Annotated in this window: 19 protein-coding genes; 10 read left to right on the top strand and 9 right to left on the bottom strand. The window is 69.6% G+C overall.

The window, feature by feature from the left end; all coding sequences use genetic code 11:
- Window positions 1-25 precede the first annotated feature (25 nt).
- Both ACZ6R6_RS42255 and ACZ6R6_RS42250 read left to right on the top strand, forming a co-directional pair.
- Window positions 26-694, top strand: coding sequence for a FadR/GntR family transcriptional regulator (locus tag ACZ6R6_RS42255; RefSeq protein WP_470102562.1), 669 nt, complete (start codon window positions 26-28; stop codon window positions 692-694).
- Between the two features lie 113 nt (window positions 695-807).
- Window positions 808-1,242, top strand: a complete 435-nt coding sequence (locus ACZ6R6_RS42250; RefSeq protein WP_470102561.1) for a VOC family protein — start codon at window positions 808-810, stop codon at window positions 1,240-1,242.
- Window positions 1,243-1,560: 318 nt separating this feature from the next.
- Here ACZ6R6_RS42250 and ACZ6R6_RS42245 read toward each other — a convergent pair whose 3' ends face one another.
- The 4 genes from ACZ6R6_RS42245 to ACZ6R6_RS42230 all read right to left on the bottom strand — a co-directional run bounded on the left by ACZ6R6_RS42245 (window position 1,561) and on the right by ACZ6R6_RS42230 (window position 4,661).
- Window positions 1,561-2,367 (bottom strand): class I SAM-dependent methyltransferase, encoded by an 807-nt coding sequence (locus tag ACZ6R6_RS42245; protein WP_470102560.1) that lies wholly within the window; start codon window positions 2,365-2,367, stop codon window positions 1,561-1,563.
- 417 nt (window positions 2,368-2,784) lie between these two features.
- Window positions 2,785-3,168 carry a nuclear transport factor 2 family protein gene (locus ACZ6R6_RS42240; protein WP_470102559.1) on the bottom strand — a complete coding sequence of 128 codons (384 nt, stop codon included), beginning with the start codon at window positions 3,166-3,168 and terminating at the stop codon, window positions 2,785-2,787.
- A gap of 177 nt (window positions 3,169-3,345) precedes the next feature.
- Complete coding sequence (locus ACZ6R6_RS42235) at window positions 3,346-3,789, bottom strand: VOC family protein (protein WP_470102558.1); 444 nt, start codon at window positions 3,787-3,789, stop codon at window positions 3,346-3,348.
- Entirely contained in the window at window positions 3,786-4,661 is an 876-nt protein-coding gene (locus ACZ6R6_RS42230; RefSeq protein ID WP_470102557.1) for a sigma-70 family RNA polymerase sigma factor, read from the bottom strand. Before ACZ6R6_RS42230 ends, ACZ6R6_RS42235 begins: the two co-directional genes overlap by 4 nt.
- A gap of 133 nt (window positions 4,662-4,794) precedes the next feature.
- Between ACZ6R6_RS42230 and ACZ6R6_RS42225 the strand changes: the two genes are divergently transcribed.
- Together ACZ6R6_RS42225 and ACZ6R6_RS42220 are read left to right on the top strand one after the other, a co-directional pair.
- Window positions 4,795-5,184 carry a VOC family protein gene (locus ACZ6R6_RS42225; protein ID WP_470102556.1) on the top strand — a complete coding sequence of 130 codons (390 nt, stop codon included), beginning with the start codon at window positions 4,795-4,797 and terminating at the stop codon, window positions 5,182-5,184.
- A 118-nt stretch (window positions 5,185-5,302) separates the two neighbouring features.
- Window positions 5,303-5,743 (top strand): DoxX family protein, encoded by a 441-nt coding sequence (locus ACZ6R6_RS42220; protein WP_470102555.1) that lies wholly within the window; start codon window positions 5,303-5,305, stop codon window positions 5,741-5,743.
- A gap of 150 nt (window positions 5,744-5,893) precedes the next feature.
- Here the strand turns inward: ACZ6R6_RS42220 and ACZ6R6_RS42215 are convergent, their stop codons facing one another.
- Both ACZ6R6_RS42215 and ACZ6R6_RS42210 read right to left on the bottom strand, forming a co-directional pair.
- Window positions 5,894-6,682, bottom strand: coding sequence for an SDR family NAD(P)-dependent oxidoreductase (locus ACZ6R6_RS42215; protein ID WP_470102554.1), 789 nt, complete (start codon window positions 6,680-6,682; stop codon window positions 5,894-5,896).
- Window positions 6,683-6,728: 46 nt separating this feature from the next.
- Entirely contained in the window at window positions 6,729-7,394 is a 666-nt protein-coding gene (locus ACZ6R6_RS42210) for an FMN-dependent NADH-azoreductase (RefSeq protein ID WP_470102553.1), read from the bottom strand.
- 96 nt (window positions 7,395-7,490) lie between these two features.
- Between ACZ6R6_RS42210 and ACZ6R6_RS42205 the strand changes: the two genes are divergently transcribed.
- A complete protein-coding gene (locus ACZ6R6_RS42205; protein WP_470102552.1) occupies window positions 7,491-7,991 on the top strand; it encodes a MarR family winged helix-turn-helix transcriptional regulator in 501 nt (166 codons plus the stop codon).
- Window positions 7,992-8,801: 810 nt separating this feature from the next.
- Here the strand turns inward: ACZ6R6_RS42205 and ACZ6R6_RS42200 are convergent.
- A complete protein-coding gene (locus ACZ6R6_RS42200; RefSeq protein ID WP_470102551.1) occupies window positions 8,802-9,680 on the bottom strand; it encodes a helix-turn-helix transcriptional regulator in 879 nt (292 codons plus the stop codon).
- A 104-nt stretch (window positions 9,681-9,784) separates the two neighbouring features.
- On the opposite strand from ACZ6R6_RS42200, the gene ACZ6R6_RS42195 reads away from it, so the two are divergent.
- A complete protein-coding gene (locus tag ACZ6R6_RS42195) occupies window positions 9,785-11,308 on the top strand; it encodes an MFS transporter (RefSeq protein ID WP_470102550.1) in 1,524 nt (507 codons plus the stop codon).
- Window positions 11,309-11,333: 25 nt separating this feature from the next.
- On the opposite strand, the gene ACZ6R6_RS42190 is transcribed toward ACZ6R6_RS42195, so the two are convergent.
- Both ACZ6R6_RS42190 and ACZ6R6_RS42185 read right to left on the bottom strand, forming a co-directional pair.
- Window positions 11,334-11,576, bottom strand: coding sequence for a hypothetical protein (locus tag ACZ6R6_RS42190; protein WP_470102549.1), 243 nt, complete (start codon window positions 11,574-11,576; stop codon window positions 11,334-11,336).
- A 78-nt stretch (window positions 11,577-11,654) separates the two neighbouring features.
- Window positions 11,655-13,733 carry an alpha-galactosidase gene (locus tag ACZ6R6_RS42185; protein ID WP_470102548.1) on the bottom strand — a complete coding sequence of 693 codons (2,079 nt, stop codon included), beginning with the start codon at window positions 13,731-13,733 and terminating at the stop codon, window positions 11,655-11,657.
- A gap of 105 nt (window positions 13,734-13,838) precedes the next feature.
- On the opposite strand from ACZ6R6_RS42185, the gene ACZ6R6_RS42180 reads away from it, so the two are divergent.
- The 4 genes from ACZ6R6_RS42180 (at window position 13,839) to ACZ6R6_RS42165 (ending at window position 18,256) form a co-directional block, all read left to right on the top strand.
- On the top strand, window positions 13,839-15,044 hold the full coding sequence (locus ACZ6R6_RS42180) for an ROK family protein (RefSeq protein ID WP_470102547.1): 1,206 nt from the start codon (window positions 13,839-13,841) through the stop codon (window positions 15,042-15,044).
- A 127-nt stretch (window positions 15,045-15,171) separates the two neighbouring features.
- Entirely contained in the window at window positions 15,172-16,440 is a 1,269-nt protein-coding gene (locus ACZ6R6_RS42175) for an ABC transporter substrate-binding protein (protein WP_470102546.1), read from the top strand.
- Window positions 16,441-16,442: 2 nt separating this feature from the next.
- Window positions 16,443-17,414, top strand: a complete 972-nt coding sequence (locus ACZ6R6_RS42170; RefSeq protein WP_470102545.1) for a carbohydrate ABC transporter permease — start codon at window positions 16,443-16,445, stop codon at window positions 17,412-17,414.
- Between the two features lie 2 nt (window positions 17,415-17,416).
- Window positions 17,417-18,256 (top strand): carbohydrate ABC transporter permease, encoded by an 840-nt coding sequence (locus tag ACZ6R6_RS42165; RefSeq protein WP_470102544.1) that lies wholly within the window; start codon window positions 17,417-17,419, stop codon window positions 18,254-18,256.
- The last annotated feature ends 2 nt before the right edge of the window (window positions 18,257-18,258 follow it).

Raw genomic sequence — 18,258 nt, 5'->3', positions numbered from 1 at the left:
ATCAGATGATTAGAGAAGAGGACGAATGCGGCAAGTGGGCCGGACCACCCTCGTCGACTCCGCCATACGTGAGCTCCGCGAAGAGATCTCGAGCGGCGTCTGGCCGGTCGGCACAAAGATCCCCTCAGAGAGCCAGCTGGCCGAGGTGCTGGGCGTGAGCAGGCTGTCAGTACGCGAGGCCGTCCGCGTCCTTGTCCACGCCGGCCTGCTCACCACACGTCAGGGCGACGGGACCTATGTCACCGCCACGGACGAGAGCGAGGTGGCGCTCAAGCGCCGCCTCGACCGCGCGGCGACGATGGACATCATCGACGTGCGGCGCGGCCTGGACCTCGTGGCGGCCCGGCTGGCCGCCGAACGACGGACACCGGAGGACCTTGACGCGCTGAGGGAGACGCTGGAGCGGCGCACCACCGCCCACCAGGCCATAGATCTCGACGCGTTCGCCGACGCCGACCTCGGCTTCCACCTGTCCATCGCCGCGGCTTCGCACAACCCGGTGCTGCTGGACCTGTATCGCGGCATGAGCGAGGCGGTGCGCGACACGCTCCTCCGCGACCACTGCATGGAACGTGCCGTGCTCAGCTCCGACTCCTCTCATCAGGAACTGTACGAGGCGATCGAGGCCGGCGATGCGGCGGGCGCTGTCAAGATCGCGCTCGCCATTCTCGACGAGCAGGAGCGCGACCTCTGATGCTCCGCGTCCCGCACGCCTCCAGCGGCGTGCGGGACAGGGGCCGCCGGCCGGGTGGGCGGGGGAGCGGGCCCGTGGGAGACGACGGAAGCCCCCGCCCCTACGATGGACCGATGGCATCGATCAGGCAGATTCAAGTCACCTTCGACTGCGCGGACCCCGAGCGCGTCGCTCGTTTCTGGTGCGAGGTGTTGGGGTACGTCGTGCCGCCACCACCGAAGGGGTTTGCCACTTGGGACGATTTCGATCGCGCACTGCCGCCTGAGCGTCAGGGGTCGGCGTTCGCGTGCGTCGATCCCTCAGGTGTGGGCCCGCGACTGTTCTTCCAGCGCGTTCCCGAAGGCAAGGTCGTCAAGAATCGGCTCCACCTTGACGTGCGGGTCGGCACCGGACTCGTGGGGGAAGAGCGCCTGGCCGCGCTTGAGGCCGAATGCGCACGACTGATCGCGCTCGGCGCGGTACGCGTGCGACTACTGCCTGCCGACGACGACAACGAGTCGTGCCTCGTGATGCAGGACATCGAGGGCAACGAGTTCTGTCTCGACTGAGTGGCGGCCGCGAACGTGGCACCCTCGCGAGCCGACCGGCGCAGTCCGCCGCCGAACAGTCGCCGTAGCGGCCGACATGGCATCCCGCAGGCAGCAGCATGGATTACGGCCCTCCACCCGGGTCGGCGTTACCCGGGGTAACGCGGCTGTGCGTGATCGGCTCCGCTGTCAGGCAGGAGTTTCCCCCGCATCGGGCCTGTTCATCCGCCTGCCCAAGAAGGCGGGCGTTCCCCGACGACCGAGGGGGTCGGCGGGTGCGGGTGCTGCCGTTCGCTCCGCGGCGGGCGGGCCGCTGATGAGTGGCCGGATCTTCTGCGATCAAGCGGGCCTGCGCGCCTGGACGGTGTGCACGGTGAAGGACACCGCCCGGAAAACGGGATGGACGATCGCCGCACGGGCCGCCTCGAGGTCCGATTCCGTCAGACCGTGTGCCAGCAGGGCCGGCTCCAGATGCCGGCTGTTGCTGAGCAGCAGCGCCGCCCCGGCTGAATCCGGTCCCCATACCTCGCTGTGACACTGTGGGTCGACGTCGGTGAACCCGGCGTCGGTGAGGGCGGCGGCGACCTGCGGGCCCCAGGACGGGTCGGCGCCGGCTGCGCGCAGGACGCCGACGAGCCCGAGGAGGTAGGCGTGGTAGGCCTTGGCGTCCTGCTGTGTCGCCGCGGTGAGGATCGGCCAGTGCGTGGTGTCGATCTCATCGATCTGGATGACTCCACCTGGCTTGAGCGCGGCGAGGAGCTTGCGGAGAACCTGGTGGCGTTCGGGGAGGTGGCTGAGGACCAGACGGGCGTGGATCAGATCGAAGGCGTCGTCCAGCAGCGGATCGGTGGTCACATCATGCCTGGCCACGGTGAGACCGGGAACGTCGGGGATGAGTTGCGGCTGGATGTCGGTGGCGAGCACGCGGCCGGTGGGGGCGACGCGTTCGGCGAGCCAGATGGCGACGCTGCCGCCGCCGGCGCCTATCTCCAGGCATTCCCAGCCATCGGTGATCGCGGTCTGTTCGAGGCGCTGGAAGGTGCCGGGATCCAGTAGCCGGGCGAGACTGTCGTGCTGGCCTCCGGCGTGGGCGTTGGCGTTGTCGAAGGCGTAGGCGGGACGGGCGCCATCAGACCGGTGGGTCATGGATCTCTTTCGCTGGAGGACGGTCGCTGGATGGTCGGTCGCGGCGGCCGGGTCCGGCGAGCGATCGTCGGCGCACGTCCGGGAGGTCGATCGCTGCCATCAGCGGTGCCGCGAAAAATGAGAATCGGGTGTCTCTACGCTAACCGATCTTGACGTCTCCCCGGCGGATCGGCAGCTGTCCGGAGGCGGTGCTGGTGACCGGCGGGACTTTGGGCCTGCGGTGCCGTGCGGGCCGCGGGTGCGGTGTTCTCCTACCAGACGCACCCGGGGTGCGTGCCCGTTGGACGAACACCCGGTCACCTACGCCGATCCACCGCCCGCGGTGTCTTTCTGCCGTACTCCGGCCGCACCCCATGGAGACCCTGCCCGTCGGCACGGCCTACGCCGCCTTCACCGGCATCGGCGCAACCGGCGCGTTCAGCCCGCTGTCGCGCCGGCGGGGTTCGCGTCGTCGCCGAGGTACGTCCCATACCCCTCGACCACCAGCGGGCCGTCGAAGATCAGCACCTCGTTGACCAGGCCGCCTTTTTGGTTGCGGTAGTTGATGACCAGGCAGTCGACGCCGACGTAGGAGTTGAGGACCTCGAAGCGCAGGTCGGGGATGCGCCGCAGCCCCTCCGCCCAGTAGGCGCGCAGCGCTGCCTTGCCGTGGATGGTCCCATCGCCGCCGACGAGCTGCGCCGCGACCGGCGAACGGAATGTCACATCCTCCGCGAAGTGAGCCAGCAACGCGTCCAGGTCATGGGCGTTCCATGCCGCCACCCAGCCGTCCACGAACTCCCGCACCGCGACATGATCCATACACGCGATCGTATCCGGCCCCGCCCGGCGCGGTGACGGCGGCCCGAGACAGGGCCTGCGGTTCCACTGCCCGCCCGCCGCCGCTTCCGTGGCCGCCCGCCGCTGGTTCCGGATGGCCGTCGGCGACGGCGCCGCCGAGAGCGCCAGCCGGTCAGCAGGGCCCTTGGTCGTGGTGTGCTAGCCGAGCGGGGCCAAGACCGCCTGCTTCGGCTGGGTGAACCGCAGCATGTTGCCGGAGGGATCGAGGAAGGCACAGTCGCGGACGCCGTCGGGCTGGTTGATCGGTTCTTGCATCACGTCGGCGCCCGCGGCCTCGATGTGCTCGAAGGTGGCGTCGCAGTCATCGGTGACGAAGTCGAGACGGCCCAGCAGTCCCTTGGCCACCAGGTCCGCGATCGCCTGCCGGTCGGCCGGCGAGACACCCGGGTCCGCGCCTGGGGACTGGAGGAAGATCTGCACGTCCGACTGCGACGGGGAGCCGATGCTCACCCATCGCGTTCCCTCAGATCCGTCGTCGTCGCGTATCTCGAAACCGAGCACGTCACGGTAGAAACCGAGCGCCTCGTCGAGGTCGTGGACGGTGAGAGTGCAAGAGGAGAGTTTGAAGTCTGTGCGGGTCAACGCCGCTCCTTGTCGTTGGCGGTAAGAATGACGATGTCGAGGTCGCGGAGCCGGTCGGGGTCGGTGTCGATATCGATGCGGCTGATCTTTTCGTCGTTGACGGTGAACATGAAGACGGCCTTCGGCCGGCCGAGGTGCGACCAGACGGCCGCCGGGACGCCGTCGACCAGGGCGAGCCGGGCGGCCTGAGCCCGTCGTGCGGCGAAGAAGGCCGCCACCTCGCGGCCACCGCGGACCTCGCCGACCACGGCGTCCGGATCGAGCAGCTCGAGCAGGGCGGCGAAATTCCCGCCCCGGGCGGCGGCGAGGAAGGCCTCGACGATGTCCCGCTTCGCCGATCGCGCGGCATCGGACGCCCCGGCCGCTCCTTGCACCCGGCGCCGGGCACGGCTGGCGAGTTGCCGGGCCGCCGCCGGGGAGCGGTCGATGATGGGGCCGATCTCGCCGAACGACACGGCGAAGACGTCATGCAGGACGAACGCGAGCCGCTCTGCGGGAGCCAGCGTGTCCAGCACCACCATCAGCGCGACACCGACCGAATCGGCCAGCAGCGCCTCGTCCTCGGGGCCGGCCTGGCCAGCCGGGTGGATACTCGCGTGCGGCGCGTCCGGCTCGGGCGGCAGCGCCCCGGCCGAGTCCTCACGCCGGTTGCGGCGTGCCTCGAGCATGTTCAGGCAGACCCGGGCGACGACCGTGGTCAGCCACCCTCCCGGATTCTCCACCTGGCCGGTGTCGGCACGGCTGACCCGCAGCCACGCCTCCTGCACCGCGTCCTCGGCCTCGCCGGCTGAGCCGAGCATCCGGTAGGCCAACGCATGCAAGCGGTCCTGGTGCTCGGCGAACCGCTCGCTGACCCAATCTTGCTCGACCATCTGTCACATTCCTCCGTTTCGGCGGTCATATCGATTGACCGGCGAACCCACGCCGATGTGACATCCGAGCCCGGCCCGGATGCCCGGCCTGCCGGTCAGGCAGCACACGTACCGAAATCACCAGGAGAGACTCGTGTCATTGCAGGTAAGCGCCATCATGCTCGGCGTCAAGGACCTGGCCCGCGCCAAGAACTTCTATGCAAGCCTGGGCTGCGAGATCGACAAGGACACCCGTCATTTCGTCTCGTTCGACCTGGGCGAGGGATCACCACAGCTGGCTCTCTACGAATGGGAGGCAGCGGCGAAGGACGCCGGCGTCTCCGCGGAAGGATCCGGATTCCGCGGCGCCTCACTCCACTTCAGCCCCGACTCCAGGCAAGTCGTGGACGAGATGATGCGCAACGCGGTGGCTGCCGGCGGCAGCGTGGTCAAGGAGGCGGCCCCCGCCCAGTGGGGCGGGTACTTCGGCTACTTCAGCGACCCGGACGGCTATCTGTGGAAAGTCACCACCTACGCCTCCTGACCCACGGACCTCGCGCAGGCTCCCCGGCCACGCCACATCCGGCGAGACCGGGGACCGGCCCGCGCTCCCTGTCTAGGCGCCGACCCCCGTCGGCGATCTTCCTTGAAAGGACAGATGTATGACCACCCGAGTGTGGCAGCGGCGTTTGATGACCGGCGTGTACTGGTTCTGGGCCTTCCAGTTCGCGTTGGGCGCCATCACCAAGTACTGGCCCGGCGAAACGTTCTTCGGCCCGCCCTACTCGACGCAGTTCGTCGAGTGGGGTTACCCGTCCTGGATGCGTTTCGTCATCGGCGGCCTGGAAGGTCTCAGCGCCATTCTGCTCGTGATCCCCAGCAGACGGACACGCTTCCTGGGCGCCACCATGCTGGCGTTCGTGCTCACCGGAGCGGTCACCACGCACATCATCAACCACGATGTGCCGGCTGAAAGCTGGGCCGCGCCGACGCACCTCGTCATCGCCGGCATCTTCGCGCTGGCCAACTGGCCCGCCGACTGGCGAGACCTCCTACGGGCCGCTACCCCCTCCGCAGCCCCAGCAGCGCATTCAACGAAGTGACAACCTGCCTGCCGACAGCCGAATCCGACGGAGTCCCTCGGCCGCGCAGATGGCGGGGTCGAACACCGGCGGCCGGGCGGCAGGTGAGAACCGCTCCCCGCCCGCGTGGCCGGACGGGAAGCGGATTCAGGTGATGCGGGGTTTGACCTGCTATCCGCTGATGTGCGGTGCACGTGCGGCGGCGGAGCCGTCCCGGATCACCTCACCGGTGAGGTTGCCGTTGGCCCCCGAGCCCAGGAAGACGATGAGGTTGGCCACATCGTCGGAGTGGGAGAGCCTACGGGTGGGGGTGGCGGTGGCGAGGGCGTCGGTGACGAACGCCGGGATGTCGGGGCGGCTGTCGGTGAGGGTGAAGCCCGGTGCCACGACGTTGACCAGGATCCCGTCCCGGCCGCCGTTCCAGGCCAGGCTGCGGGCGAGGCCGTACAGGCCCGATTTGGCGGTGCCGTAGGGGCCCGGCCCGGGCAGGCCCTCCTCGGCGACGCTCGAGGAGATCAGCACGATTCGGCCCCAGCCCTTGGCCCGCATGCCGGGCAGGACCGCCCGGACCGTGGCCGCTGTTCCGATCAGGTTGGCACTGATCATCGCGTCCCATTCCTGCAGCGGTACGTCCTCGAACCGGAGACCGGGGTCCGGTGGCCCGTCGCCGCCCCAGCGCACGGCATTGGCGACAAGGACGTCGATCCCGCCCCAGTGCTCGACGACGCTCGCGACGGCGTGGTCAATGGTGGGCGGGTCTTCGAGGTCGAGCCGGACGACGTACGCCTGCCCGCCGGAGGCCTCGACGTCGGCGGCCACCTTCTCGGCGTTGTCCAGGTTGTTGCGGTAGGTGATCGCCACCCGGGCGCCTTCGTGTCCATAGGCGCGGGCGGTCGCGGCGCCGATCCCGGTCGACGCGCCAGTGATCAGGACCACGCGGCCGTTGAGATCTGTGTTCATGGTGCGGTTGTCCTCTTGTCTTCGCTGATCGGGCAGAGAGCCGTGGTCAGGACGGCGTCTTGGCGTGCGCTCGGGTCGCCAGGGTGTGCACCGCGTCGAGCGCCGCGGCGTGGGAGTCCTCGTGCTGGTCGCGGAACTGCGCGAGGAAGGGCATGACCGTGGCATGGGTGAGCTCGGCATGGACGAACTCCACGTCGTCCAGTCCGAGCACGGAGAAGTAGGCGCGCAGATAGGGCTCCTGGAAGTCGAACTGCTCGCGGGGCGTTCCCGGCCCGTAGCCTCCGCCGCGCGCGCTCAGCACCACGGCCGACTTTCCCTTGAGCGGCAGCCAGGGCAGGGTCACGCGGTCGATCCACGCCTTGAGCGCGGCGGGCACCGTGAAGTTGTACATCGGAACGCCCAGGAGCAGGACGTCGGCCGCGAGGAGTTGCTCCACCAGCGGGCGGGTGGCTGCCCAGCTCCTGGCCACTTCGGGGGTGCCGGCGGCCACTTTGTCCATGGTCTCGATGTCGCGCACCCCGTTTACGGATGACTGGGTGGCGAGGTGGACGCGGTCCTCGTCGATGGGCGGCACCGGGTCGGCCACCAGGTCGCGATAGGTGTAGGCCCCGTCGGGATGGGTGGTCCGCCAGTCAGCCACGAAGGTCTTGCCGAGCCTGCGCGAGAACGAGTCACTGCGTCCGCTGGCGTCCAGATGGAGAAGATGCGTCACAAGGTTGCCCCACATTCAAGATGATCTGAATTCGCAATCAATATAAACCAAGATGGTCTTGAGTCAAGAACATCTTGGCTTGGTATCATGCTGAGCATGGCCAACGCTCCCGCCCCGGAAGACTCGCCCGGCAGCTGGTTGCACCAGGACCTGCACTGGCTGTTCGCGCGCCTGAAGCAGGGCCTGGCCACGGCCGAGACCGTAGTCGTGCGTGAGCACGGCATGACCCTGTGGGGCTACACGGTATTGATGGCGATCGTTGAAGCCCCCGCCCGCACCCAGCTCGCCCTCGCCCAGGCCGTGTCGGTCGACAAGAGCAAGCTGGTTCTCATCCTTGACGAACTGGAAAGCGCTGGTCTGGTCCGCCGCCGGCCGGACCCCGCCGACCGCAGGGCGCGCATCATCGAGGTCACCACCGAAGGCAGCCGTGCCCTCAAAGCCGCCCGCGGCGACGTCGAGGCAGTAGAGGACCGACTCCTGGCCGACCTAGCCCCCTCGGCTCGGACCGCTCTGAAGAGCGCGTTGCAAGATCTCGCCGGCGAGCCCATCGCGAGGGTCGAGGACGGACGGCCGCACGAAACCGCCTGCACGACCTGACCAAGCCTGACCGTGCGCAACCCGGCGTGCGATGCTGAGCTGGATCACCCCTCCCAGTGATCGGGTCGGCCGGGACGGAATCCGCCGTTGTGCGCCGCCCCGACCGGCCGACGCCGGCCCTCGCCGGCCGCCGGTGGCCGGTAGGTGCGTTCTTGGGCGAGCAGGCGGCGCTGTCACCCAGACCCGGTGAGGCCGTCCGGGCCGCCGCGCGCCGCTGGTCGGCGAAGCCGGGCCTGGGCCGGGGTTCCTCAACCCCGGTACGGACCCGAGCGGCGGGCCGGCGAGGAGGCTCCGGCCGGGTAGAACGCGCTGAAGGCCGTATCAGGCCCTGTGGCCCACTCCCATCCGCCTGCGTCAGATCCGGCGAGCGGCGCTTAGAGCGGCCGGCCAGGTGCCGACGCTCTGCGCCCTGCGCGCGGTGCTCGTCCATCGTGGGCTGCACCTCGGCGATGCCCACGCGCCAGCCATGTTCCAGCGTCACCGGGTGCGCCACGCCCGGATCGGCGAGGGGCTCGCCGTGGCGCAGGCCCGCCACCGCGTCGGCGAGCCGGGCGGCGTAGCAGGCGCCGCCCGGTCCCCCCGCCGGGCTGTTACACGACGGCGACGGCGTCGATAGATCGGGGGCCGGGGACGGAGCGCGGGCCGTTCGGCGTTCTCAGGCGTAGCCAGTCGACCCGGTGCGCCGGCCAGTCCTGTTTGCCGACGTCCCGGCCCGCGAGGTATCACCGGCGCCCTGAATGCACGAGCCGGTACGGTTCGGCTGAACGGTGACTCTCCTGCTCCCCCTGGCCGATTTCTTCCGCCGCGCCGTCACCGAACGGATCCGGTGCCAGGGGTTGACCCGGTGTGCCGGCGGCTTTGATGCGCCAGGATTCGCAGGGCGTCGGCGGAGCTCGGGTCGTCCGGGGTGTATATCTCAAGCCGGTGGTCGGGGCTGTCGGGCTGAAGCCAGACCTGGTAGGCCACGCTCGCGGCACCGACGGTGGGATGTTGCAGGTGCATGGTGCCCACGGTGCAGTCGGCGACCTCTCCGATCGTCCACATCATCGCGAACTCGTCGCTGCGCATCGTGAGCTCGCCAATCAACTCCGCCAGGCGTGCGTCCGTGGGGAAGCGGCCCGCGGTGAGCCGGAGATAGGCGACGTGGATGCGGGCCAGCTCGTCCCAGTTGCGGTGCAGGTCACGGGAGAGCGGATCGAGGAAGAACATCCTCGGGATGGACGGGCGGTGTGTCGGCTCCTGTGGTGCGTCGAATGCGATGTGCTCGGCCATGAGCGCGTGACCTGTGCGGTTCCATGCGAGCACGTCGCCACGGCGGCCGAGCACGACCGCCGGCGTCGCGTCCCCGAGCGATTCCAGGAGTGCGAGAACGCGTGGGTGGGGCTCCTCGTGGGGCGGCTGGGACAGCCGGGGATTCGCGGGTTGTCGAGCGAGGTTGTGCAGGTGAACGGCTTCGATCCGGTCGAGCTGCAGCACCCGTGCGAGGGCGTCGAGCACCTGCTTGGAGGCGGTTTCCGCCTGCCCCTGTTCCAGGCGTGTGTAGTATCCGGCGCTGACCCCCGCGAGCTGGGCGAGCTCTTCACGTCGCAGGCCGGGAACCCGGCGAGCGGTTCCGAACGTGCGTAGCCCGATCTCAGCCGGCGTGACCCGATCACGACGGCTCTTCAGAAACGCTCCGAGACTTTCCACGACATCGAGCCTAGGCCGACCGAGCACGCCTGTGGGTATACCTGCTGGGTGCACCCACAGCAGGGGGATGGTTGCCGACCCCCTCCTGCCGCACTGTCGACAACATGTCTCGACAGCACGCGCACAACTCACCGGGCCTGCGGGCCTGGCTCGGCCTTCTGGTGATCCTCGGGCCCGTACTGCTGGTCTCCATGGACGGGTCGATCCTGTTCCTGGCGATACCCCGGATCAGCCAGGCCCTCAGGCCAACCGCCGACCAGGCCTTGTGGATTCTGGACGTCTACGGCTTCGCCGTCGGCTCCCTGCTGGTCGCGTTCGGTAACATCGGCGACCGGTACGGCCGGCTGAGGTTGCTCCTGATCGGCGCGGCGGTCTTCGGCGTCGGCTCCGCGGCGGCGGCGTTCGCGCCCAGCGCCGAGCTTTTGATCGTCGCCCGTGCGCTGATGGGAGTAGCAGGTGCGACCCTTCTGCCATCGGCTCTGGCCGTGTTGAGTGAGCTGTTCGCCGACCCGCGGCGACGGGCGCAAGCCATCGGCGTCTTCGCCGCGGCGTTCGCGGCGGGCTTCGCCGTCGGTCCGGTCGCCGGCGGCATCCTGTTGGAAAGGTTCTGGTGGGGCTCGGTCTTCTTGATCAACCTTCCCGTCATCGCCCTGTTCCTGTTCTTCGCGCCGATCCTGCTCCGTGAGGTGCGCGCGACTCGCCCGGGTCGCGTCGACGCGATCAGTGTCGTGACCTCCGCGACCGGCCTGCTGCTCACGATCTACGGCCTCAAGCACGCCGCCGCCGAAGGTCTGTCGATCATCCCGGTTCTCGTGGGGATCGCAGGGCTGGTGCTGCTGACATGGTTTGTCCGTCGGCAGCGGAGCCTTCAGCACCCGTTGATCGATTTCTCGCTCTTCCGCGACCGGGTCTTCACGGTGGCGATCATCACCGGTCTGCTGCCACTGGCGGCGTGGTCAGCGGCCGCGTACCTGGCGGGCATCTACCTTCAGTCCATCCTCGACCTGCCTGTCCTGCACACGGCGCTCCTCGCGCTTCCCGGCGCCGTGGTTCTCACCATCACCTGCGTCGTCACCCCCTTCGTGGTCGATCGCATCGGAAAGCGAACCGCCCTCATCATCTGCCACTTCTCCATCGCGGCGGGCCTGCTGTTCCTGCTCCCCACGGCGATCACGGGCGGGATCGGCTGGTACGTCGCCTCCACAGTCATCTCGGGCGTCGGCTACGGCATCTGTTTCAGCGTTGTCGCCGACACTGCCGTCGGTGCCGTTCCCGCGGAACGAGCCGGCTCGGCGGGCGCGCTCGCAGAGACCAGCAACGAGATCGGCAACGCCCTCGGCATCGCGCTTCTCGGCTCGCTCGCTGCCCTGGTCTTCCGACTTCAGGGGCCGGACCTGGCACCCACCCTGGATGAGACCCTCCAGCTTCCGGGCCTCGCGCCCGCGGTGGTCGCCGAGGCGAAGACGGCCTTCGTCTCCGGCCTGCACCTGGCCGCCGCGGTGGCCGGCGCCCTGCACATGGCACTGGGCATTCTCACCCTTCGCCGGCTCCCCAGATCCGTGACAGCACAGATCAACTCCGGTCCCGGGGACACCACAGGGAAGAACCGGCGTGCCCGCACCTGGTAGTCGTCATCGCCACCGACCACCCCGGCTACCGCCCCGGGGACCGGGTGATCGCGATGTCGGCACAGGTCGCCACCGGCCGCGGTACCTGGGCCGAGCAGATCGCCCTGCCCACCCGGCTGCCGGCGGCCGCCCCCACCACGGTTCCGCTGGCGGATGCCGCGGCGCTTCCGCTGGCCGGAGTGTACGTCTCCATCGCCGACCACCCCCTGCCCGACATCCCGGGGCCGCCGAGAGCTACGTCCAGGAGGACCAGGATCGCCTCGCCCACGTGCTCGGCAAGATCCTTCTTGCCATGTAGGAGAGCGTCTCGTCTACGTCCGGGACGCCGGACACCGAGCTGAGCGATTCAGGCGATGCGGGTCAGGCGGACGAGGGCGCTGGCGTGGTCGGCGCCCGGCAGTTCGAGGGGCAGGCCGTGCGCCAGGAGGACGGCCCCATAGTGGACGGCCTCCGTGTCGTCGTCGCGGTAGCGGGCGTCCGGGTCCAGGCCGCGCAGCCGCAGCGGGACGGGCGGGGCCCCGAAGCGGGAGGAGAGCCGCCAGGCGAGCACGACCACCCGGTCGCCCGCGACATACTGCGCGCCGGTCAGCGGCGGCTCCCCCAGCCGGTGGTGAACGCCGTGCTGGACGACCGGGCGGATCTCCTTGTACATCGCGACCAGCTCCGCCGCCTCCGCACGCTCGGCGGCGCTCCAGCGTGACAGGTCGCCGCCCACGCCGAGCACGCCGGCCATCGCCACGTGGAAGCGGAACCGGAGCGGCAGCTCCCGGCCGGTCAGGAAGTGGGGGCTGTCGGTCACCCAGGCCGCCATTGTGCGGGCGGGATAGATCTGCCCGTACCCGTGCTGGATCGCGATCCGGTCGGCGGCGTCGGTGTTGTCGGAGGTCCACGCCTCGTCGGTGCGGCGCAGCACGCCGAGGTCGACCCGGCCGCCGCCGCCCGCGCACGCCTCGATCCGCAGCCGGGGGTGGTCGGCGCGCAGCCGATCCATCACCTCGTAGACGCCGCGCACATGCTCGATCCACACCCGGCCCGGGTCGCCGGCCCCGGGCCGTCCCGCCTCGGTGAAGGCCCGGTTCATGTCCCATTTGAGGAAGTCGATCGGGTGTCCGGCCACCAGCCGGTCCAGCCAGTCGTGCGCCCACGCGGCCACCTCGGGCCGCCCGAAGTCGAGCACCAGCTGGTTGCGCAGCAGCGTGCGGTGCCGGTCCGGCTGACGCAGCACCCAGTCGGGATGGGCGCGGTAGAGGTCGCTGTCCGGATTGACCATCTCCGGCTCCACCCAGATCCCGAACCGCATGCCGAGCCGGTGCACCTCGGCGATCAGCCCGTCCAGCCCCGCGGGGAACTTGCCGGGGTTCGGCGTCCAGTCGCCGAGACCGGCCTCGTCACTGTCGCGCGCGCCGAACCAGCCGTCGTCCATGACGAACAGCTCCGCGCCGACCTCGGCCGCCAGGCCCGCCAGGCGCTTCTGCCCCTCCTCCGTCACCGCCCAGCCGGTCGCCTCCCACGAGTTGTAGAGCACCGGACGCGACTCGGAGGCGGCGGGCAACACGTGCCGCGCGATGTAGGCGTGCCAGGACCGGCTCGTCCCGCCGAATCCGTCGGGGCGGTACAGGCCCGCGAACACCGGCGTCTCCAGCGTCTCGCCCGGCTCCAACCGCCAGGTGACGCCCTCGTGGCCGAACCCGCCGCTCCAGCACAGGCGTTCGGCGGGCGAACGGTGCAGCGTGATCCGCCAGCTCCCGCTCCAGGCCAGCGCGGAGCTCCACACCTCGCCGTGCTCCTCGCCGGCCGTGCCGTCATCGATCATGGCCCATGGATTGGCGTGGTGCCCCGACACACCCCGCCGGCTGGTCAACACGGTCTCACCCCCGGGCACGGCCTCGCGGCGCAGCCGGAACTCACTCCCCCACGCCCCGGTCACGTGGCTCAGCCGGTAGGCCGCCAGGTGGGGAACCGCCCACGAGGCCGAGTCCGCGCGCAGCAGCTCGATCGGCGCGCCGTCCCCGGTGTGCCGCAGCACGGTCCACCGCTCCAGCACGTCGACGTCCTCATGCACCCGGTAGTGCAGCTCGACGGCGAGCGGATGGCGCCGGTCGCGCAGCAGGATCGTCAGGTGGCCGCCGTCCACCGCGTGCCCGTCATACCGCCATTCGATCTCCTGTCCGCCGCCGGGGAAGCGGACCTGGAGCGCGGCCGGCCCGAACCCGGTGACGGGCAGCTCCACCCCGTCCGCCCGCGGGTGCTCGAAGCTGCTGTCCGCCGGGTCGCGGAACCGCGGCACCGCCGCCGCCTGCTCCAACGTCAGAGGGCGTCCCCAGTGCACGTGCCGCGGCGTGCCGTCGTCGTCCAGCCTCAGCGCGTACGCGGTCGTCGGCGTGCTGAGCAGCCAGATCCGCTGCTGGAGGTCGTACTCGATCACGGTGGGGCACTCCTTGGGGGCGATGTCGGTCCGGGAAATGTACCGCCGATCCGCGCGGAATTAAATTCTTGACGAAGTTAATTAGTTGACCCTACGGTGACTCGCATGCCGAGAAGCCAGGGCTCCGGGGCGCCCATCACCAGCCCCGCCGCCAGCGCGGTCTTCACCATGGTCCTCACCCGGGGCCCGGTGAGCAGGGTCGACGTGTGCAGGCTCACCGGCCTCTCGTCGGCGGCGGTGACCAAAGCCGCCCGCCCCCTGATCGAGGCGGGCTACCTGCGGGAACTGGCCCCCACCGAGCGGACGGCGCCCGGCGCGGGCAGGCCCGCCAGCCCGCTGGCGATCGCGCCCGAACGCGAGTACTTCATCGGCATAAAGATCACCGGCGATGACCTCATCGGCGTGGTCACCGACCTGGGCTCCCGGATCGTCGCCGCTCGCCACCACGCCGTGCCCGGCTTCGACGTGCGGACCGACGCCTCCGCCTCCCCCATGCAGCCCACCGACGTGGTCGCGGCCCTCGCCGCGATCGTCACCGAGCTCCTGGACATGCGGCCCGGATTCCGGGAGCGGACCCACCGGCTCGGAGTCGCCATCTCCGGCGATGTCGACCGCGCCGCCGGCATCGTGCGCTACTCCCCCTTCCTCGGCTGGCGGGACGTCCCGCTCGCCGCGCTGCTGAACGACGCCACCGGGCTCACCACCACCCTGGAGAACGACGTCAAGGCCCTCGCGGCCGCCGAGCAGTGGTTCGGCGCGGGCGTCGGCGCGTCCTCCTTCGCGCTGGTCACCATCGGCACCGGCATAGGGAGCGCGTTCGTCGTCAACGGCGGTCTCGTCTCAGGCGCGTTCGGCGTGTCCGGGGAGATCGGCCACGTGCCGATCGGCGTCGAGGGACCGCGCTGCCACTGCGGCGCGACGGGCTGCCTGGAAGCGGTGGCCTCCACCCAGGCACTGCTCACCGAGGCTCGCCGCGCCACGGGAGTCGACGACCTCACCATCGACCAGGCGGTCGATCTGGCCCGCTCGGGCGACCAGGTCCTCCGCAAGGTCTTCGCCGTCGCCGGCCGGGCCATCGGCCTCGGCCTGGCCGTGGTGGCCAACCTCCTCGGCCCGGAGAGCCTCGTGGTCTCCGGCGAGGGACTCGACGCCTACGACCTGTTCGAGGAATCGATCCGCGAGGCGTTCTCCGCCCAGGCGTACGGCAGCGCGGGACGGTGCGGCCTCGTCATCCGTCCACTGCCGTTCGAGGAATGGGCGCGCGGCGCAGCGGCCGTCGCCGTCCAGTCCCTGGTCACATCCCCAGGCTAGGGAGCGTATCGGCGGATCTCCGCCGCGGCGGAGCCGAGAAGATCCGCCGATCACGACCTAGCACAGTCTCCGGGAACACCGGCCCTTGTGGGCCGACGGGCACCCGGCCCCAGGAAGGAACCCCCCAATGAGCACTTCCCTGACATCCCGCCGCGCCTTCTTGAGCGGCTCGCTCCTCTTCGTCGGCGGTGTGGCGCTCGCGGCTTGCGGCAAGGACGACGCCGTCAAGGCCGGCGCCAAGGTCACGCTGGAGCAGTGGTACCACGCCTACGGCGAGGCCGGCACCCAGCAGGCGGTGATCCGGTACGCCAAGGAGTACACCAAGGCCAACCCGGACGTCGCCATCAAGGTCAACTGGATCGCGGGTGACTACTCCGCGAAGCTCCACTCGACGCTGCTCACCCCGAAGGCGCCCGACCTGTTCGAGATCGGCGACTTCCAGTACGTCGACGTCAAGAACGGCCTGCTCGCTCCGCTCGACGACATCATCAAGGGACAGGAGGCCGAGTACTCCAAGGCGTCGCTGGACTCCGCCACGGCCGACGGCAAGCTCTACGGCCTGAAGATGATGGACGACGCGATGGTCCTGTACTACCGCAAGAGCGTCCTGGAGAAGGCCGGGATCGCCGCGCCGCAGACTTTCGCCGAGCTGGCCGCAGCCGCCAAGAAGCTCACCAGCCGGGAGCAGAAGGGCCTGTTCGTCGGCTCCGACGGCATCGGCAACGCGGGGTACCTGCTGCTGTGGTCCAACGGCGCCGACCTGCTCGACCCCGAGGGCAAGAAGGTCGTCTTCAACTCGCCCGAGGCCATCGCCGCGCTCGCCGGCCTCAAGCAGCTGCACGACGACAAGTCGCTGCTGCTGGACTTCACCACCGACTGGTACGACCCGGGCGCGTTCATCCAGGGCGCCGCCGCCATGCAGTGGTGCGGTCTGTGGGCCATGCCCGCCATCAAGAAGGCGCTCGGTGACGACTTCGGCGTCGTCGCGTGGCCGAAGTTCGGCGACACGGGCCAGGCGGTCTCCCGCATCGGCGGCTGGTTCGCGGCCGTGAACGCCAAGGGCAAGCACGTCGAAGAGGCCAAGAAGTATCTCGACTGGCTCTGGATCAAGCAGACGGACCTGCAGAAGGACTGGTGCGTCAGCTACGGGTTCCACGTCCCGGCGCGCAAGAGCGTCGCGGCGCAGACCACCGAGTTCAGCTCGGGCCCGGCGAAGGACGCCGCCGACATCCTGGCGAACACCAGCAGAGCCTACTCCAACCTGTGGAACACCACGATGGACTCCGCGTTCGCGCAGGCCGTCATGAAGATCGCCAAGAGCGAGGGCGACGCCAAGTCGCTGCTCGACGAGGCCGCGGGGAAGGCCCAGGCCGAACTCGACAAGCAGCTGGCCTGACCATGTCAGACACCGCTACGACCAGGCGGGCGGCGACGGCCGCCCGCCCGGCCGGGGTCCGGCCCCGCCGCCGCGGGCGGCGGACCGACTGGAAGGCCGTGGGCGCCTTCACCCTGCTGACCGCGCCCATGCTCCTCGGCCTCGGCCTGTTCAAATACGTCGCCATCGGCTGGAGCTTCCTGCTCAGTTTCAGCGAGGCGCGCGGCACCGTCGATCTCGGATCCTGGGTCGGCTTCGACAACTACGCGTCCCTGCTCGAGGACGAGGCGTTCCGGTCCTCGATGACCGGGATCATCCTGTTCACGTTCTTCATCGTGCCGGTGACCTTCGGCATGTCGCTCGGGCTCGCCGTGCTGCTGCACGGGATGCGCCGCGGCCGGGCCTTCTTCCGCACCAGCTTCCTCATCCCGGCCGCCGTCTCCTACGTCGTCGCCGCCCTGATCTGGAAGATGAGCCTGTTCAACGGCCTGCCGTCCGGCGTCGCCAACACCATCGGCGGGCTGTTCGGCTGGGACGTCCAGTCGTGGATCGCCAGCACCGACCCGCCCCTGTACTGGATCGTGATCATCACGGTGCGTCTGTGGCTCCAGGTCGGCCTTTACATGATCCTTTTCCTGGCGGGTCTCCAGGCCATCCCGGTCCCCCTGTACGAGGCGGCCTCCCTGGACGGAGCGTCCCGGTGGGCGCAGTTCCGGCACATCACCCTGCCGATGCTGCGCAACACCTCGGTGGCGATCCTCATGCTGATCCTCATCGCCGCGTTCCAGGCCTTCGACGAGTTCTACAACGTGTTCATCACCGCCGCCGGCAACTCCACCGCCCCCGTACGGCCGCCGCTGGTCTTCCTGTACGACACGGCGCTCAAGGGCCAGGACTACGGCGTGGGTTCGGCGGGGGCGTTCCTGCTGACGCTGCTGATCATCCTGGTGACCCTGCTGCAGGGCCGCCTCGTCGGATTCGGCCGGAAGGACTGACCATGCGTAAGACCACGCGCAGGACTCCGGTGACGATCCTGACCTACCTGCTCGTCGGCGTCGCCGCCGTACTGTTCCTGGCGCCTTTCTACTTCATGCTGCGCGCCGCGCTGATGACCGGAATGCAGATCACCGACCCGGACTGGCACTGGCTGCCCGACCCGTTCACCCTGCAGGGCTTCATCGACGTGTTCGACGACCCGTCGGTGCCGATGGCCGGCGCGCTCGGGAACTCCTTCGTCATCGCGATCGTCACCGCTCCCGTCTCCACCCTGCTCGGCTCGATGGCCGGCTACGCCCTGGCCCGCATCTCGGTGCCCGGCCGCGGCGCCGTCATGTCCTTCGTCATCGTGACCCTGATGATCCCCACCTCGGCCACGTTCGTGCCCACCTTCGTGCTGGTCAGCGCGATAGGCGGGGTCGACACCCTCTGGGGTGTCATCGCGCCCGGCCTGTTCAACGCGTTCTCGGTGCTGCTGTTCCGCAACTTCTACCTGAAGTTCCCGCAGGAGATCGAGGAGGCGGGCCGCCTGGACGGCCTCGGCCATCTGGGCGTGTACTGGCGGCTCGCGCTGCCCAATTCGGGCGCCCTGCTCGCCTCGCTGGGGATTCTGTCGTTCATCGAGAGCTGGAACGCCTTCCTCTGGCCCCTCGTCATCGGCCAGGACCCGGAGTCGTGGACCGCCCAGATCGCGCTGTCCACCTTCCTGACCTCACAGTCGATCAACCTGCCCGCGCTCTTCGCCGGCGCCGTCGTCACGATCCTCCCGCTGGTCGCGATCTTCCTGGTCGCACAGCGCTACATCGTCCAGGGCATCGCCGCCAGCGGAATGAAGGACTGAGT

The sequence above is a fragment of the Streptosporangium sp. NPDC048886 genome (genome assembly GCF_055586905.1).
Note: the sequence above shows the minus strand (reverse complement) of the source record. Positions and strands in the feature narration are given on the sequence as shown.

Bases quoted from the DNA above. Each gene is read 5' to 3' on its own strand.
- ACZ6R6_RS42240 (WP_470102559.1), bottom strand. From the start codon at position 3,168: ATGGATCATGTCGCGGTGCGGGAGTTCGTGGACGGCTGGGTGGCGGCA.
- ACZ6R6_RS42180 (WP_470102547.1), top strand. From the start codon at position 13,839: ATGCCGAGAAGCCAGGGCTCCGGGGCGCCCATCACCAGCCCCGCCGCC.
- ACZ6R6_RS42255 (WP_470102562.1), top strand. From the start codon at position 26: ATGCGGCAAGTGGGCCGGACCACCCTCGTCGACTCCGCCATACGTGAG.
- ACZ6R6_RS42215 (WP_470102554.1), bottom strand. From the start codon at position 6,682: ATGAACACAGATCTCAACGGCCGCGTGGTCCTGATCACTGGCGCGTCG.
- ACZ6R6_RS42205 (WP_470102552.1), top strand. From the start codon at position 7,491: ATGGCCAACGCTCCCGCCCCGGAAGACTCGCCCGGCAGCTGGTTGCAC.
- ACZ6R6_RS42170 (WP_470102545.1), top strand. From the start codon at position 16,443: ATGTCAGACACCGCTACGACCAGGCGGGCGGCGACGGCCGCCCGCCCG.
- ACZ6R6_RS42220 (WP_470102555.1), top strand. From the start codon at position 5,303: ATGACCACCCGAGTGTGGCAGCGGCGTTTGATGACCGGCGTGTACTGG.
- ACZ6R6_RS42175 (WP_470102546.1), top strand. From the start codon at position 15,172: ATGAGCACTTCCCTGACATCCCGCCGCGCCTTCTTGAGCGGCTCGCTC.
- ACZ6R6_RS42195 (WP_470102550.1), top strand. From the start codon at position 9,785: ATGTCTCGACAGCACGCGCACAACTCACCGGGCCTGCGGGCCTGGCTC.
- ACZ6R6_RS42250 (WP_470102561.1), top strand. From the start codon at position 808: ATGGCATCGATCAGGCAGATTCAAGTCACCTTCGACTGCGCGGACCCC.
- ACZ6R6_RS42245 (WP_470102560.1), bottom strand. From the start codon at position 2,367: ATGACCCACCGGTCTGATGGCGCCCGTCCCGCCTACGCCTTCGACAAC.
- ACZ6R6_RS42230 (WP_470102557.1), bottom strand. From the start codon at position 4,661: ATGGTCGAGCAAGATTGGGTCAGCGAGCGGTTCGCCGAGCACCAGGAC.
- ACZ6R6_RS42165 (WP_470102544.1), top strand. From the start codon at position 17,417: ATGCGTAAGACCACGCGCAGGACTCCGGTGACGATCCTGACCTACCTG.